A 16,107-nucleotide genomic window follows, 5' to 3' on the forward strand; every position below is an offset into this window, starting at 1 on the left:
CGGGGACCTCGACCCCTACCCGCCGAACCTCACCCGGCGAGCCTCACCCCCACCGAATGTCCGAAGAGCCGCAAATGCGGGCGATATGTGGGCGATCCGACGGAGGAGATTCTCAACATCGAATCTGTGGAGATCGGGGAGTCAACCGGGCCGCAAACGCCGCCGCGTGGCTGTTCCTCGCTCAGTCAAGGCTACGCCGCTCACGCTCGTGGATCCAGCAGGTCGCCGCGACGCAGAGGTCACATGCCCATCGAGGGGCCAGAGGAACGCGAGGGACTCGAGCCCGGCACGCGGTGGGGTCCCGTCATCCGTCGCTGCTCGTCCTGCTGCATGCGGTTGTAGGTCTCACGGGTGATCAGATCTGCAGCCAGCCCCTGCTGGCGCGCCCGAGCCATCATCCGGGTCGCAGTGCTGACGCTCACGTTGAGGTAGTCCGAGACGAACTTGAGCGGAGCGAGATTGATGGTGGATGCAATCCGGTAGAGGACGATCGCCTGGTCGCGAGCTTCGGTCGGCGTGCGATCGCTGTGTGCTCTCACGTCTGCGAGATAGGACGACAGCGGTTGGAACTCGCCGCCCTCTCGTGCGACCGTGACAATCCGGAACGCGGATGCCGCGACGAGCCACTGGACCCGCGCTTCGCGCAGCACCTGCGCCGTGACCTCATCGCCCTCGCCGACGCGGTCGACACGAACTGTCGCGGCTACCGCGCGACGCAGGGCGTCGTCATATTCGCCGTGGAGTCGGATGGCGCCAGGCACGCCGGGCTCACCCGTCACGATGACGTCCCAGGCAGTCGGGATGCTGATGCCATCGCCCACCTCGACTCTCTCGGGCGCGATCGACTCGACGACAAGTTCGGTCATGCGGCGAGTCTGCCATGCACAATTCTGGAGGGCAATGCGTGACGTGAAGAATTCATGTCGCGCATTGCTCAGTTTGGGTGTACGGTGTGCGCAAGTGCTGTCACACACTGCGCACAACCATGGGAGATGGAACGATGAACCAGACATCGACGTCGCTCGCGTTGACGATGAAGGCTGCTGCAGAACTCGTCGGCGTGGACTACCCCACGATCAAGCTCGGCATCGACAGCGGGACGATCCCGACTGTCCAGCTGGGTCCCCGACGGATGATCCCGAGAGCCGCGCTGCTGCGGATCTTCGGCGTCGAGCCCTGACTACTTGGGTCAGCCTTCGCCGGCGAGCATACTCACCAGAAGGGCGATCATCAGTTCCTTCTCTTTCGGGTCGCTCATCGCGACCATGAGCGTGATCGCTGCCAGCGCGTTGTTGGAGATCCGCGCCACGCCGCGCGCGTCGTCGAGCACCTGGTTGCGGGCAAGGAAGTGCACGAACAGCGCCGCCGCGCTGCGCTTGTTCCCGTCGGTGAGCGGGTGGTCCTTCACGACGAGGTAGAGCAGATTCGCCGCCTTCTCCTGCACCGTCGGGTATAGGTCCACTCCCCCGAATCCCTGATAGATCGTCGCCACCACACCGCGCAACGCGTCGCCCCGTTCGCCGCCGAACAGCGCGTCGGCCGGAAACTCCGCCCCGACTTCGTCGATCACCGCCCGCGCCTCGTCATAGGTCAGCGTCCAGGTCGGCACATCGCCGTCAACAACGGGTATCTCGCCCTCGTCGTAGTCGCGGAGCGCGCGCAGGCTCGGCAGGTAACGCGCGACGACTTCTGCGACGCCAGCAACAAGCTGGTCCGTCGAGCGTGACAGCACCTTCACAAGCGAGTCGAGCTCCAGGAGCCGGCGCTCGTTGGTCGCGATTCCCTTCAGCATGTACCGCTTGAGCACATCGGTCGACCAGCGACGAAACTCGACAGCTCGCGCCGAGTTCGCCCGGTACCCGACGGCCAGCACCACGTCGAGGCTGTACAGCGTCACGGGACGGTCGGAGGAAGCAATTTGCACTTTCTGCAAATTGCTTTCGGCATCGACCTCGGCATCGCGGATGATGTTGCTGATGTGACGTGAGACGCTCGATCGCGCGATCCCGAACAGCTGCTCGATATCGGCCTGCGAAGCCCACACGGTCTCGCCCTCCGTGCGCAGCTCGAGGGACACCACACCATCCGTGGACTCGAAGATCTCGATCGCCGACCTCATTCGCCTAGTTCACCACGAGCGGCCGACAACGCAGAACGATCGCACCGGGTCTGTCGCTCCGACATCTGACGCCCCGTGGTCGGCGTCAGCGCGACAATCAGGACCAGCACCGTCAGATCGACATCCCGCGCCCCGCGCTCGGCGCAACGTGAGGCCCGCGCGCGAAGGCATCGTGTCGATCTCGAACCTGCGCAGCCCGTTGCATCTCTGCCCGGGCTGCACGCACGGCATCCTGCATCGTCAACTCCGTGCTGCCGCGCAGCATGCAAGTCGCGACGTTCGCGCGCGCGGCGCGGCCGGTGTGTGCGACAGCGACCACCTCGTTGTGCTCGCGTCCACGGGTAAGGCCGACGTAGAGGCCGGCGGCGTCCACGTCAGGGCCGACGATCGAAGCATCCACCGTCTCGCCCTGTATGCCGTGCACGGTCGACGCGTACGCGAGTTGCACGTGCTCGAACGCGTAGTCGCGTGTGACCTTGCGCACATCCCCGCTGTCGTTGACGGATCGCAGCAGCAGCGAGTCTTCGGCGATCTTGCTGACGACCCAGGTGGCGCGATTCTCCACCCCCACACGACGATCGTTGCGGCGCGTCTGAACGGTGTCGCCGACGAGGATGCGCTGCTCCCCCATGCCCCACGCGAGAACGGTCGGGTCCAGTTCCCCGCGATCGACCCGCCGCTGCTGGATCTCGTCGTTGAGTGCGCCGGCGTCGCTATTGGCGCCGGTGACGAGCGCGACACGCTTGCCGCGCGCCTGCCATGCGAAGTAGGCGTCGATCATGTGCCGATGGGCATCCTCCGCATGGTCGACTCGTGTCAGGTGCCCGCGTTCGTCCAGTCGGCTCGCGATACGCGCCGCGTGCTCGGCATCGTCGGGATGCCGCAGCTCGAGCGTGAGGGCCGCGTACTCGGCATCCGCGAATCGGTGCACCGCGTCCAGCTCGACCGCGGCGCAAGCGTGCCGGACGGCGGCAGCCATGGCACCCACGTGTCCGACGGGGAGGGCTTGATAAGGGTCGCCGACCATGGCGACGCCGACACCGCGCTCGTGGGCGAGTTCTGCGAGCGCGTTCGCGACCTGCAGGTCGACCATGCCGGCCTCGTCGACGACAATGCGGTCCCGCGCGCGCAGGACGAAGCTCGTCGGGCCGTCGTAGATCGCTCCGGTAGCAGCATCCACGTCGCCGATCGACAGTCGATGCCAGGTCGTGGCACCCGCGGCATCCGTGCCCCACCGGAATCCGTGATCCGCGAGGAGCGCGTGGATGCTGGTTGCGGCCGCGCCGACCTCGCGCGCTGCAACCGAAGCCGCCTTGCGCGTGGGCGCGACGATGAGCATGCGTCGGCGTTGCGCGCTCAGCGCGCGAAAGACGACCCGCAGCATGGTCGTCTTGCCTGCACCGGCCGGCCCGGTGACGGCGACCAGGCCGTCGCTTCCGGCGATCGCGGCTGCGGCGACGAATTGCGCCGAGTCCAGTTGGCCGCACTCCCCACCGGCCTGCTTTCGCAGTTCGGTGGGGAGGAGGGAGCGTCCGGGCGTTGCGATTCGGTCGAGCCGGTGCGAGAGGAAGATCTTCGACCTCATCGTTTCGGTCGCCATGAAGACCTTGACGTGCGCGGGGGCGTCGGCCCCGCCTCCGAGGTCGACCGACTCGCGCAGCGCTCGTGCGGTGACGTCGTCGATCACCTGATCGAGGTCGGCACGCGCGGCGACGATTCCACTGCGTGAGAGCGCGCGGATGGCGCCGGCGCGCACGTCGAAAGCACTGAATCGCCCACTGGAGCCCACAGAGCGCCCGTCCGCGTCGACGATCGCCATCGCCGCGAGCAGGTCACGATCGAGCACCGCAGGATCGACGTGATCGAGTTCGACCGTGGCGCGCTCCTGGCGCAGGGTCTGATCGATCTCGGCGATCTCGTCGCGCACGACTGCTTCCCACGAGCCTTCATCGAGGCCCTGGGGCTTGTTCGGCCTCGACACCGCCCACGCGCGCCGATCGATCTGCGTCAGCGCGTCCATGCTGGGCGCGGACCCGCCGTGAGCAGACGTCCATTCAGCGATCAGGCGTGCACGGTTGGCTTCGATCTGCGCGGACCGACGAGACAGCGGGCGCACGGTAGCGGCCAGCTCAGCGATCTCGCCGTCGATCCCGATCGTGTAGCCGTGGCGGGCCAGCGCTGCGATCCACTCAGGATCGGTGCGCGCAGCAAGCTCACCTTCGGCATTCACAACGGTGTGCAGCTTCATCGCGACTCGGGAGTCGACGTTCGACCACCTGCCGTCGGCGCCGAGCACCTTCACGTTGAGCCACAGATGACGATGGATGTGCGGGTCAAGCGCGCGCGAACGGCGGTGCTGCAACTCGACAACCTCGAGCCGGGTGCTGTCTTCGCGGATGAGCCCGTTGTGTCCACGTCGGGCATTGAGTTGCCGCTGCCAGGTGAGGAGCACTTGGTCTCTCAGCCGGTCCTGCAGCGCTTCGAACTCTCGTGCGAGCCCAGGATGCAGAAGCGCGGCGATGCTGTAGGACTTCGGGTGATTGATCGTCCCGTCGAGCACCAAGTCAGCGTCGGGACTCAACCGCTGACGGCCTCGTTCCTCCCCCGTGATCGGATCGTGGCCGGTCAGCCATACGCGGAGTCCACCGGCGGTCAACTCGTCGCTCGAGATGGCACCGTTCTCCACGATGAATCTCGATACGGTCGCACCTGAGACATCGCTGTAGTTCTCGAGCGCTTCGACACCGTAAAGGTGCGGGAGGTGAGCATCGCAGGTGCCCTCCATCGCGTACGCGATCGCGTGGCGGACCCCGCGCGAATTAGCACCCCGTTTCCAACGCTCCAGGCCACCTCTCATGGCGCCAGGGTACGACCGGTTTTCTCGATTATCCAGGGATTTTTCCGAAGTGTAGCCAAGTGGCGGCGGATGCAGATTTGTGCATGCGGACCGGCCGCGGTCATCCCGTGATGCCTGCGTGCATCGTCATTCGCCAGGTGATCAGTTCGATGCTCGTCTTCGCCGTTCGGTCACCTCGTCGCGGCACTGCGTCGCGATGTGTCGGAGCCCCCTGTCTCGCAGCGGCGAGTCCGTTCGGAAGCCTAGAGCGATCATCTCGCGGTCGCGTTTCGGTAGCTCGGCAGCGGGGAGGCCCACTCATTGCTCCAGCGAGGTGCCCGCAGTCGCCCGGAGCAGGGCGGGCACTCCATCGGCCGGGCAATAGCAACGCGGCACTGGGACGACGCGGATTCGAACGGTGATTCGATGTCGCCGCGCCAGGCCTCGATTCCCTCGCGCATCGCGAGCGCAGCGATGATCAGTGCGGCGATCGAGTCGGCCCACGTCCAGCCGAAGAGCGAGTTCAGCAGCAGGCCGATCAGCACGGTGCCGGACAGGTAGATGCACAGCAGCAGTTGCTTGGCGTCTGCCTGGACGCTCTTGGACCCGAGTTCGCGGCCGGTCCGGAATTGGAACCACGCGAGTGCGGGCATGACGACAAGGCTCGCGACCGCGATACCGATGCCAAGCGGGCTGTGCTCAACCGGTTCGACGCCGGCGAGGGCGATGATCGCGTCGACGGTGACGTACACGGCAAGCGCGAAGAACGCGATGCCGATCGCCCGGACGGTCGGCTTCTCCCACCGTTCGGGATTCTTCCGGGTGAACTGCCATGCCACCGCCACGGCCGAGAGGACCTCGATGAATGAGTCCAGACCGAACCCGATCAGCGCAGCCGACGACGCGGCCGCACCCGCAGCGACCGCGATAATGCCCTCGAGGATGTTGTAGGTGATCGTGAACGCGACGATCAGTCGCACCCGCCGGTGCAGCGTCACGCGGCGATCAGCCGTGATCGCCGCGCTCATTGGACATCCTGCACACAGCAGCCAGGAACGGTACAGGCCGGGTCGATACACGGTGCGCTCTCGTCCACCGCGAGCGTCACTTCGAGCAACGAGGTCAGCGCGTGGGAAAGATGCGGATCGGCGATCTCGTACCGGGTCTGCCGGCCCTCAGGCTCGGCGACCACGATGCCACAGTCACGCAAACACGCCAGGTGGTTGGACACATTTGACCGGGTCAGCTCAAGCTCCCGCGCAAGCACAGCCGTGTAGCTTGGCCCATTCAGCAGAGTCATCAGGATCCGTGAACGCGTCGGGTCCGCCATGGCCCTGCCGAGCCGGTTCATCACATCCACTCGCGTGGCAATAGTCAGCACGCGATGACTATACAGTTTGTGCTGACCTATCACGTAGTCGCACTTCAGCCGGCTGGCAGAGTGAATCGGCTGCACTTTCGTTCCGTTCTTCAAGCAAGGATGGAACTCGATGAACAGGAAGTACTCGCCGGAGATGCGTGAGCGTGCGTTGCGGGTGTTCGCCGAGGCGCGGCCGGAGCACCCGAACATGATGAGCGCGGTCCGTCATGTCGCCGGTCTGCTCGGGATGAGCCCGGAGACGCTGCGCCTCTGGCGGCGCCGCTACGAGGTCGACGCCTGCACCAAGCCAGGCGTCTCGACCGACGCCGCTCAACGGATCAAGCAGCTGGAGAAGGAAGTCTCGGAGTTGCGGAAGGCGAACGAGATCCTCAAGGCTGCGAGCGTGTTTTTCGCGAAGGAGCTCGACCGCCCCTGACCGAGATGATCCGGTTCATCGACGAGTACCGGGATCGCTTCGGGTCGAGCTCATCTGCCGTGTCCTGCGACCGGCAGTGCAGGGCTTCCTCACCTCCCGCGGCTACCGCGCGGCGCGAAAGACCGCGCCCCGTCGGCCCGACAGCTGAAGGACGAACTGCTGGTGCCGGAGGTCGCGAGGCTGCATGCGGAGAACTACGGCGTCTATGGGCGCCGTTCACCACGCGGTCCGACAAGACGACGCCGCTGCCGAGTGATCTCGTGAACCGAGGGTCCAGACACCTCCGTCTCCAGCTCTTCCCAAACTCTTCCCAAGCGGCCGCTGGAACAGCAAGAACTGCGGAATCTCGCGGGAGAGCTCCCGATTGAGAAGCGCGATCCCTTCGTCTTTGAAATCTCAAACGGCCAGATTAGCGCTAGTTTCCGTCGTCGAGCGTGACCGAGCAATGCTCTGAAATGTCGGAAAGGGCTTTCATGGCGGAGACGGAGGGATTTGAACTCTGAAGGTTCGACATTTCCAACATTTCGACGGCCACAGTCCCGCATGATTCCGCGGAATCACTGCATTCCACGCTGTGCTCAGTGACGGTCGTTTGCGGTCGATTCTTCCCAAACGTTTCCCACGTGCCGGAGCCGTTCGGGCGAGCGATCCCGGGGATGTGCGGCCAGGCTACCACCCGCGTCGATCACGTCTCCGGCCACTCAGTGTTAGCCCGTGCGCGGCCGCAGGTCGGGACGTTCGTCCCGACCTGCGCCGTCCGTATCGGACGTAGGGTGGACGTGTCCTCGATACCCACACAGGGTATGCGCGAGGTCATCGCAGGTCTTGGTGACCTGTCCAGAAGGAGTGGTGTTCTGATGATGTGGGATGACGGCGACGGCGGCTACGACATGGGCTTCGGGATGGGCATGGGCTGGGGCTGGGGTTGGCTGTGGGGCATCCTCATCCTGATCGGGATCGGGCTGCTGGTGTTCGTGGCGATCCGGCTGAGCACGCGCACGAACGCGGCCCCGCCCGCCGCCGCACCTCCCGCGGTCGGCACGCCGGCCCCAGGGGCTGAGGTGTCGTCGGCGCGGCGGATCCTCGAGGAGCGGTACGCGCGCGGTGAGATCGACACGGATGAGTTCAACGAACGTATGCGTACTCTCAACGGCGCATGAGCGGGGGGATCACACGCCGGCAGGCTCTGACGATCGGCGCTCTCGGTGTGGGCGCGCTCGGCATCGGCGCGACCGGGTTGGTGTGGACGACGGTCGGATCGCAGACCTCCGGGAGCGGAACGGCGACCGCGACGTCGGGGGCGGCCGGGTGGGTCGAGCCGTCGGTGCTGGAGTCGGTCGACGGTGTGCTCGATGTCACGTTGCAGGCGGCCGAGCGGGAGGTGGAGGTCGGTGGCGCGTCGGTGCGGATGCTGACCTACAACGGCACCGTTCCCGGACCCACGCTTCACCTCCGTCCCGGTGATCTCCTGCGGGTGCGGCTGCAGAACGACCTCACCGACCCGACGAATCTGCACACGCACGGTCTGCTGGTGTCGGCATCCGACAACAGCGACAACCCGTTCCTGCGCATCGGTGCCGGGGAGAGCTTCGACTACGAGATCCAGCTCCCGGACGATCACCCGGCCGGAGTGTTCTGGTACCACCCGCATCATCACGAGCTGGTCGCCGATCAGGTGTTCGCCGGCCTGTACGGTGCGATCATCGTGGACGAGGAGGACTGGTCCCAGGCGCCGCCGCGGGTCGTGGTCGTCTCGGACGTGACGATCACAGATGGTGCGGTCGCGTCGGTGTCGGGAGTCGAGCGGATGCTGGGACGCACCGGCGAGGTGCTGCTGGTCAACGGCCAGCCCTCCCCGACGCTTCCCGCGCCCGCGGAATCGGAGCAGCGACTCCTGATCGTCAACGCGTGCACGAGCCGCTACCTCGACCTGCGACTGGGCGACCTGGACGCCCGGGTGCGCGGGATCGACTCACACCGCCGCACCCCACAGTCCGCGGATCGGCTGGTCCTCGCCCCGGGGAACCGCGCCGATGTCGTGATCACCACTCCCACAGCGGCGACGGACCTGGTGGCTGCCGCCTACGACCGAGGACAGGCGGGGATGGGGATGATGGGCGGCGGTTCCACGACGTCGCCCGAGGCTGTCGTGCTCACCGTGGTCCCGGATGCCGGAGCGACGCCCCCCGTGGTCGCCGACCCGGTCGTGAGTACCCGCCGCGACCTTCGCGAGACTGCGGTCGACGGCACGCGGACGCTCACGATGAGCATGGGCATGGGCGGCGGCGCGGGCATGCGGTTCCTGATCGACGGGCGCGCGTTCGATGCGGGCCGGACCGATCAGAGTGTGACGATCGGGACCGTCGAGGACTGGACGATCGTGAACGTGTCGCCGATGGACCACCCGTTCCACCTGCACGTCTGGCCGATGCAGGTCCTCCGCGCGGGAAGCGCCGACGTTACCGGTGTGGACGTCCGAGACGTCGTCGACGTGCCCGCGGGGACGTCGGTCACGGTGCGGATCGCGTTCGACCGGTTCCCCGGCCAGACCGTCTACCACTGCCACATCCTCGACCACGAAGACCTCGGCATGATGGGTGTCGTCGACGCCGCGTAACCCCGCGCTCGCCCCGCGGGCTCGCCCGCCGGGCGAGCCCGGCTACGATGGCTGGGTGCCGAAGGGGCAGCGGATGAACGAGTGGTCGAACGCAGCGGGTGGCGGCAGCGCCTCCCGCCGGTGGTTCGCCGTGATCGTGGTGTCGCTGCTGATGGCCGGGCTGGTCGGCATGCACGCATTGTGGACCGGGTCCTCGACAGCACACACCGAAACGACGTCGACGCTGATCGCGGCCGACTCGACAGGGGGAGGCCATGACGCCGCTGCCGTGTCGGCATCCGTGGCCGCGTCGGCACCGTTGTCGGCGCCGGCCGATCTCAGCGCCGACTGCGCGGGGTGTGCGACGGTCGGCAGCCATGATGTCGCGGCGATGTGCGTGACCGCGCTGATCCTCATCGTTCTGCTCGCCGTTCGAGCTCTGCCCAGAGAGGTGCGCATCGGCGTCGCTGCGATGGCCCTCAGCCGACTTGTGGGCGCGATGCGCGCGAGTGCGCGCCCCTCCTCGCCGGATCTGACGGCGCTTTCGATCAGTCGCACGTGAGGGGTGCGCCCGACTTGTCGGGCTCGCCTGGTCTTCGCCGTTTCGGCGCCACCCCTTCACCTTGATCGAGAGAACCCTCATGCACTTCCGCGTTCGCGCGGCGGTGGCCATTGCCGCTGTCGCCACCCTCAGCCTCACCGCCTGCACCGCACAGACCACCACCGCGGGCGACGACCACTCGTCCGCCCTGTCCACCCACGTCCACGCGATCATCACCGACCCGGCAACCGGCACCACGATCCTCGGCACCCACGACGGTCTCCTCCCGGTCGATGCCGACGGCGGCATCGGGGACCCGATCGGCGGGTACGAATTCGACGCGATGGGGCTCGCCGTCACCGGCGACGCCTTCGTCGCGTCCGGCCACCCCGGCGCGAACACCCCCGCAGAGTGGGGATCCCCGCACCTCGGCATCATCCGCAGCGACGACGCCGGCCAGACCTGGTCCCCCATCGCGTACACGAGCGAGAAGGACTTCCACGCCCTGACCGCCGGACCCGACGGCACCCTGTACGGGCTCTCGACCGACGAGCCGGCCGTTCTGACCAGCACAGACGGCGGTTCGACCTGGACAGCAGCGGGCGCGAACATTTCCGCGTACGCGCTCACCGTCGACGACACCGGCACCGTCTACGCCACCACCCCCGGCGGGGTTCTGTTCAGCGTGGACGGCGCAGTCACCTTCGCGCCCGTCCCGGATGCGCCGACACTTTATCTACTGTCGGCATCCCCCGACCACTCGACGCTGGTCGGAGTCGACGTCGAAGGCACGATCTGGACGAGCGCGGACGCCGCCGTATCGTGGGTCGAAGCGGGCAGCGCGGACGGCCAGGCGCAGGCGATCGCTCTCACCTCGTCGGGAGAGATCGCCGTGGCCGACGACAGCGGGCTCCGGCTCCTCGGCGGCGACCAGTGATCCGGGGCCTGCGATTCGGGAGGCGCACGTGAGCGAGCAGGACACGAAGATCAGTCTCGTCGGCTCGGTGGCGCTGGGCACCGGGGTGATGATCGGCGCGGGCATCTTCGCGCTGGTCGGGCAGGTCGCCGGACTCGCCGGCGACTGGTTCCCGGTGGCGTTCATCGCCGGCGCCGCCGTAGCCGGTGTCAGCTCGTACGCCTACGCGCGGTACTCGAGCGTGAACCCGTCGGCGGGCGGCATCGCCATGCTGCTGAAAGACGCCTACGGCCCGGGCGTGGTCGCGGGGTCGTTCTCGCTGTTCATGTACGTGTCGATGGTGGTCGCCGAGAGCCTCCTCGCCCGCACCTTCGGCACCTACCTGCTGCGACCCTTCGGGCTCCAGGACTCCGTCGTGCTGGTGCCGCTGCTGGGGGTCATCGCGATCGCGGCCGCGGCGGTGGTCAACCTCGTCAGCAACCAGCTCGTCGAACGCTCCGCGCTGGTCACCGCTGTCCTGAAGATCGTCGGGATCGCAGTACTCGCGGCGGCCGGGCTCATCGGCGCAGCCGCCACCGGCGCGGGGTTCTTCTCGGACGGCTCGGACAGCGGAGACGGCTTGCTCGGGGTGGTGGCTGCCGTCGCGCTGTGTGTCCTCGCATACAAGGGCTTCACGACGATCACCAATCAGGGCGATGACCTGAAGGACGCCAAACGGAACATCGCCCGGTCCATCATGATCTCGATCGCGATCTGCGCGGTGCTGTACCTGCTGATCACCCTGTCGGTCGGGGCAAGCATCGGAGCATCCGGCGCGATCGATGCCCGCGACTACGCCCTCGCCGAAGCAGCCCACCCGCTGTTCGGCGCGTGGGGCGTCGGCATCACCGTGGCCGTCGCGGTGATCGCGACCCTCTCCGGACTGCTCGCCAGCCTGTTCTCCGTGTCGCGCCTGTACGGGATGCTGCAGGACATGAAGCAGGCACCCGCGCTTCCCGCGCGGGTGCCCCACCAGCCCCTGCTGATCACTGCCGGGGCCGCGATCGTCCTCACCGCGGTGTTCGACCTAGGCCGTATCGCAGCGCTGGGCGTGTTCCTCTACCTCACGATGGACATCGCCGTGCAATGGGGAGTGCTCCGTCGCCTGCGCGACAAGATCATTGCGCACCGCTGGCTGCCCATCGCCACCATCGTGCTGGACGTCGCGATCCTCGCCGCGTTCACGATCAGCAAGGTGCAGTCCGACCTGCTCACCGTCGGCGTCGCGGCGGGCCTCGCCGCGGTGATCTTCGCCGCACAGGCATGGGTCGTCACCCGTCGGCACCGAACCGAGACGAGCGGCCGATGACCCGACGCACAACGACGACACTGCGGCGCCTCACCGCGGCCGGCGCGGCGCTCGCCCTCACAGCTTCGTTGGCATCCTGCTCCGACAACCCCCTCTCCGACCAGTACCGGGCGGGCGACAACAAGGGGTTCATCGCCGCCGACGGCTTCCGGGTCGTCGAGATCCCCACAGCAGACCGCGGTCAACCCGTCACGTTCCAGGGAGTGCTCGACACCGGCGACGCCGTCACCAGCGACGAGTACGCCGGCGATGTCCTCGTCGTGAACTTCTGGTACGCCGCATGCGCGCCGTGCCGTGTCGAGGCGCCGGAGCTCGAAGCCGCGCACGAGGCGTTCGCAGACGAAGACGTGTCCTTCCTCGGCGTGAACATCTACGACGGCGCTGCCGCCGCGACCGCGTTCGCGGACACCTACGGAGTCACCTACCCCAGTGCCCTGGCGACCGTCGACGCGTCCGTGAAACTCGCGTTCGCGGAGAGGACTCCGTTGAACGCCGTGCCGACAACGATTGTGCTGGACCGGCAGGGCAGGGTCGCCGCCCGAGTCATCGGCCAGCTCAGCAGCGCCTCGGTCCTCAAGACGATCATCTCCGAGACTCTGGACGAATCGTGAGCCTCGTCGACGCCGTCGCCGGCGGGTCCCTGCTCGTCGCCATCCCGATCGCCGTGCTCGCCGGGCTGGTATCGTTCCTCTCCCCCTGCGTCCTTCCCCTGGTGCCCGGCTACCTCGGCTACATCGGCGCCGCCGCAGCACCCCGCACGACACACACACCCGCGCCTCGAGCACACCTCGACGAGCCGGACAGCACCAGCGACGCGGAGTGCCACGGCCCGACCGCGGCCGCCCCGGTATCCGCCGCTCCGACTCCGACCGCGGCTCTCACGACCGGTCGGCACCGTGTCGTGATCGGCGTGGTGCTGTTCATCGCCGGATTCACCGTCGTGTTCATCAGCGTGGCTATGCTCGGCGGCACCGCCGGAAGGCTCCTCCTGGAATACGCCGACCCGATCACCCGCGTCCTCGGCGCGTTCATCATCATCATGGGCGTGGTCTTCATCGGCGGCCTCCGGTTCGCGCAACGCACCATGCGGCCACGCGTGCGCGGAAGGATCGGATTGGCGGGAGCCCCCCTGCTGGGCATCGCTCTCGGCATAGGTTGGACACCCTGCATCGGCCCCACCCTCGCCGTCATCCTCGGGATGTCCTTCGATCAGGCATCCGCTGCACGCGGCGCGCTCCTCGGCCTCGCATACTCGCTCGGTCTCGGCATCCCGTTCATCCTCCTCACCTTCGGATTCGGCTGGGCGACCCGATCCGTCGGAGTGATGCGCCGCCACATCCGCCTGATCAACATCATCGGCGGAACACTCCTCATCGCGCTCGGCACGCTCATGGTCACGGGCCTGTGGACCGCGCTGATGTCGAACCTGCAAGGCGTGTTCTTGAGCGTCCCCCTCCCCATCTGACGACACAGCAGTCCCCGCACCCGACGTGGATCCCCTCCCGAGGGAATACCCCTAGGGGGTATCGTGGTTGGGGTGAGCAAGTCTTGTGAGGGACGAGTGGGCATCACCCATCCCACTCCACAGCGAGGGAGCACACCATGATCGACCCACACGCGCACCACCACCACGCGCGCACCACCACCGACCACCCAGACCCGGCGGCCAAGCCGACCGACGCGGCCGTCCACGACGAGCACGCCCGACACGGCGGCCATGAGGCGCACGCCGACCACGGTGCGCACGCCGACCACGACGCGCACGCCGACCACGGTGCACATGACAGCCACGGGGAGCATGCCGGTCATGACAGCCACGCCGACCACGGGGAGCATGCGGGCCATGGCGGGCACGCCGGACATGGCGCACATCATGTCGCCCAGTTCCGGCGGCTGTTCTGGATCAACCTGATCCTCGCCGTCCCGGTCGTGGCGTTCTCCGGCATGTTCGGGATGGTCCTGGGCTACTCGGTTCCCTCGTTCCCCGGAGCACAGCTGATCTCTCCCGTGCTGGGCACCGTGATGTACTTCTGGGGCGGCTGGCCGTTCCTCAGCGGCGCGGTCAGCGAACTCCGAGCCCGCAAACCCGCGATGATGCTCCTCATCGGTCTCGCGATCACCGTCGCATTCTTCGCATCCTGGGGCGCCACCCTCGGACTCCTCCACCGTGAGCTCGAGTTCTGGTGGGAGCTCGCGCTGCTGATCGTGATCATGCTGCTCGGCCACTGGATCGAGATGCGGTCCCTCGCGCAGACCACCTCCGCACTGGACTCCCTCGCCGCGCTCCTGCCCGACGAAGCGGAACGCGTCGAAGGCGACCAGGTCGTCACCGTCTCCCCCGCCGACCTCCGACTCGGCGATGTGGTCGTCGTCCGCCCCGGCGGCAGCGTCCCCGCGGACGGCAGGGTCGTGGAGGGCCGCGCCGACATGGACGAATCCATTGGTCACCGGCGAATCCCGCCCCGTCAGCCGGACCGCGGGCGACACGGTGACCGCCGGAACCGTCGCAACAGATTCAGGCTTGCGGGTCGAGGTCACCGCTACGGGCGATGACACCACCCTCGCCGGCATCCAGCGGTTGGTCGCCGACGCGCAGAACTCGACCTCGAGGGCGCAGCGGATCGCCGACCGCGCCGCCGGCTGGCTGTTCTGGTTCGCGCTGGGTGCCGCCGCACTCACCGCGCTCGTCTGGACGCTCGTCGGAGACCCGGACACCGCGGTGATCCGGACGATCACCGTGCTGGTGATCGCGTGCCCCCACGCGCGGGGTCTGGCCATCCCCCTGGTCGTGTCGATCGCCACCGAGCGCGCGGCCCGCGGCGGTGTTCTCGTCAAGGACCGCCTCGCCCTGGAGAGCATGCGGACCATCGACGCGGTCCTGTTCGACAAGACCGGCACCCTCACCAAGGGCGAGCCGACCGTCACCGGCATCTCCACCGCCGATTCCGACTCCGCCGAGACCGTTCTGGCACTCGCGGCCGCCACCGAAGCCGACAGCGAACACCCCCTCGCCAAGGCCATCGTGCGAGCTGCCCGCGAGAAGGATCTGACCATCCCGTCCGCTGCCGGCTTCACCTCGTCCCCCGCGGTCGGGGTGACCGCGACCGTCGAGAACCATGAAGTCCGCGTCGGCGGCCCCGCTCTCCTCGAAGAGCTCGGCCTCAACGAGATCGAGGATGCCGACGCGTGGCGAGCGGAAGGCGCGATCATCCTCCACGTCGTCCGAGACGGTCGGGCCATCGGCGGCCTCAAGCTCGCCGACGAGGTCCGTCCCGAGTCGCGCGATGCCGTCGACGCGCTCCATGCCCTCGGCATCGAGGTCGTGATGATCACCGGCGACGCCGAAGCCGTCGCCCACGCGGTCGGCGAGGACCTCTGCATCGACCGGGTGTTCGCGCGCGTGCGCCCCGAGGACAAGTCCGCCAAGATCGCCGAGCTGCAGGCCGAAGGCAAGCGCGTCGCGATGGTCGGAGACGGCGTCAACGACGCGCCCGCCCTCGCCCGAGCGGACGTCGGCATCGCGATCGGCGCCGGCACCGACGTCGCCATCGCCTCCGCGGGCGTGATCCTCGCCAGCGACGATCCCCGGTCCGTGCTGTCGGTGATCGAGCTGTCCCGAGCGAGCTACCGGAAGATGAAGCAGAACCTGTGGTGGGCGGCCGGCTACAACCTCATCTCCGTGCCCCTCGCCGCCGGCGTCCTCGCTCCCATCGGATTCGTCCTCCCCGTGTCCGTCGGGGCGATCCTGATGTCGCTGTCCACGGTGGTGGTCGCCCTCAACGCGCAGCTGCTGCGGAGCCTCGACCTCACCCCGGCGAACAGCGCCCGCACGATCCTCGGCCGCTGACGCCACCCGGCGAATCACCACGCAGACGGCAACGGCGCTCCCCTCAGGCAAAGATCCCGGGGGGAGCGCCGTTCGTCGAGTCAGCCCGTGGTCGCCATCACTGAACAG

General features: G+C 67.6%; 14 protein-coding genes and 2 pseudogenes. 11 read left to right on the forward strand and 5 right to left on the reverse strand.

Annotation, left to right across the window (positions count from 1 at the left end):
- Window positions 1–239: 239 nt before the first annotated feature.
- Window positions 240–866: a hypothetical protein gene (locus B4F19_RS13955; RefSeq protein WP_228178050.1), complete on the reverse strand. Its 627-nt coding sequence runs from the start codon at window positions 864–866 to the stop codon at window positions 240–242.
- Window positions 867–1,000: 134 nt separating this feature from the next.
- Between B4F19_RS13955 and B4F19_RS13960 the strand changes: the two genes are divergently transcribed.
- The gene (locus B4F19_RS13960; protein WP_228178049.1) at window positions 1,001–1,180 is read left to right on the forward strand and encodes an excisionase family DNA-binding protein; all 180 of its coding nucleotides are present in this window, start codon (window positions 1,001–1,003) and stop codon (window positions 1,178–1,180) included.
- Window positions 1,181–1,189: 9 nt separating this feature from the next.
- Here B4F19_RS13960 and rhuM read toward each other — a convergent pair whose 3' ends face one another.
- The 4 genes from rhuM to cmtR form a co-directional block, all read right to left on the reverse strand.
- On the reverse strand, window positions 1,190–2,119 hold the full coding sequence (gene rhuM / locus B4F19_RS13965; RefSeq protein WP_228178048.1) for a virulence protein RhuM/Fic/DOC family protein: 930 nt from the start codon (window positions 2,117–2,119) through the stop codon (window positions 1,190–1,192).
- A 112-nt stretch (window positions 2,120–2,231) separates the two neighbouring features.
- Window positions 2,232–4,976, reverse strand: coding sequence for an AAA family ATPase (locus B4F19_RS13970; RefSeq protein ID WP_228178047.1), 2,745 nt, complete (start codon window positions 4,974–4,976; stop codon window positions 2,232–2,234).
- A gap of 251 nt (window positions 4,977–5,227) precedes the next feature.
- Complete coding sequence (locus B4F19_RS13975) at window positions 5,228–5,983, reverse strand: cation transporter (RefSeq protein WP_228178046.1); 756 nt, start codon at window positions 5,981–5,983, stop codon at window positions 5,228–5,230.
- Window positions 5,980–6,336, reverse strand: a complete 357-nt coding sequence (gene cmtR / locus B4F19_RS13980) for a Cd(II)/Pb(II)-sensing metalloregulatory transcriptional regulator CmtR (RefSeq protein WP_195691741.1) — start codon at window positions 6,334–6,336, stop codon at window positions 5,980–5,982. The genes B4F19_RS13975 and cmtR overlap by 4 nt, the downstream gene beginning before the upstream one ends.
- A gap of 109 nt (window positions 6,337–6,445) precedes the next feature.
- Here cmtR and B4F19_RS13985 point away from each other — a divergent pair, with 109 nt between their 5' ends.
- The 10 genes and pseudogenes from B4F19_RS13985 (at window position 6,446) to B4F19_RS14025 (ending at window position 15,999) form a co-directional block, all read left to right on the forward strand.
- The gene (locus B4F19_RS13985) at window positions 6,446–6,751 is read left to right on the forward strand and encodes a transposase (protein ID WP_228178045.1); all 306 of its coding nucleotides are present in this window, start codon (window positions 6,446–6,448) and stop codon (window positions 6,749–6,751) included.
- A gap of 803 nt (window positions 6,752–7,554) precedes the next feature.
- Window positions 7,555–7,911 carry an SHOCT domain-containing protein gene (locus B4F19_RS13990; RefSeq protein WP_228178044.1) on the forward strand — a complete coding sequence of 119 codons (357 nt, stop codon included), beginning with the start codon at window positions 7,555–7,557 and terminating at the stop codon, window positions 7,909–7,911.
- On the forward strand, window positions 7,908–9,368 hold the full coding sequence (locus B4F19_RS13995; protein ID WP_228178043.1) for a multicopper oxidase family protein: 1,461 nt from the start codon (window positions 7,908–7,910) through the stop codon (window positions 9,366–9,368). The genes B4F19_RS13990 and B4F19_RS13995 overlap by 4 nt, the downstream gene beginning before the upstream one ends.
- 55 nt (window positions 9,369–9,423) lie before the next feature.
- Window positions 9,424–9,909, forward strand: coding sequence for a DUF6153 family protein (locus B4F19_RS14000; RefSeq protein ID WP_292727951.1), 486 nt, complete (start codon window positions 9,424–9,426; stop codon window positions 9,907–9,909).
- 79 nt (window positions 9,910–9,988) lie between these two features.
- Window positions 9,989–10,825 (forward strand): F510_1955 family glycosylhydrolase, encoded by an 837-nt coding sequence (locus B4F19_RS14005; RefSeq protein ID WP_228178041.1) that lies wholly within the window; start codon window positions 9,989–9,991, stop codon window positions 10,823–10,825.
- Between the two features lie 28 nt (window positions 10,826–10,853).
- Window positions 10,854–12,152, forward strand: coding sequence for an APC family permease (locus B4F19_RS14010; protein WP_228178040.1), 1,299 nt, complete (start codon window positions 10,854–10,856; stop codon window positions 12,150–12,152).
- Window positions 12,149–12,274: pseudogene (locus tag B4F19_RS15925) on the forward strand (TlpA family protein disulfide reductase); the annotation flags it as partial. The gene B4F19_RS14010 and the pseudogene B4F19_RS15925, both read left to right, overlap by 4 nt.
- A 39-nt stretch (window positions 12,275–12,313) precedes the next feature.
- Complete coding sequence (locus B4F19_RS14015; RefSeq protein WP_414683131.1) at window positions 12,314–12,763, forward strand: TlpA family protein disulfide reductase; 450 nt, start codon at window positions 12,314–12,316, stop codon at window positions 12,761–12,763.
- Between the two features lie 29 nt (window positions 12,764–12,792).
- Complete coding sequence (locus B4F19_RS14020; RefSeq protein WP_228178228.1) at window positions 12,793–13,617, forward strand: cytochrome c biogenesis CcdA family protein; 825 nt, start codon at window positions 12,793–12,795, stop codon at window positions 13,615–13,617.
- A gap of 137 nt (window positions 13,618–13,754) precedes the next feature.
- A pseudogene (locus B4F19_RS14025) lies at window positions 13,755–15,999 on the forward strand (heavy metal translocating P-type ATPase).
- Window positions 16,000–16,107: the final 108 nt, after the last annotated feature.

Origin of the sequence: Microbacterium sp. UBA1097, assembly GCF_002313585.1 — a bacterium.
In the GTDB taxonomy this organism is placed as follows: domain Bacteria; phylum Actinomycetota; class Actinomycetes; order Actinomycetales; family Microbacteriaceae; genus Microbacterium.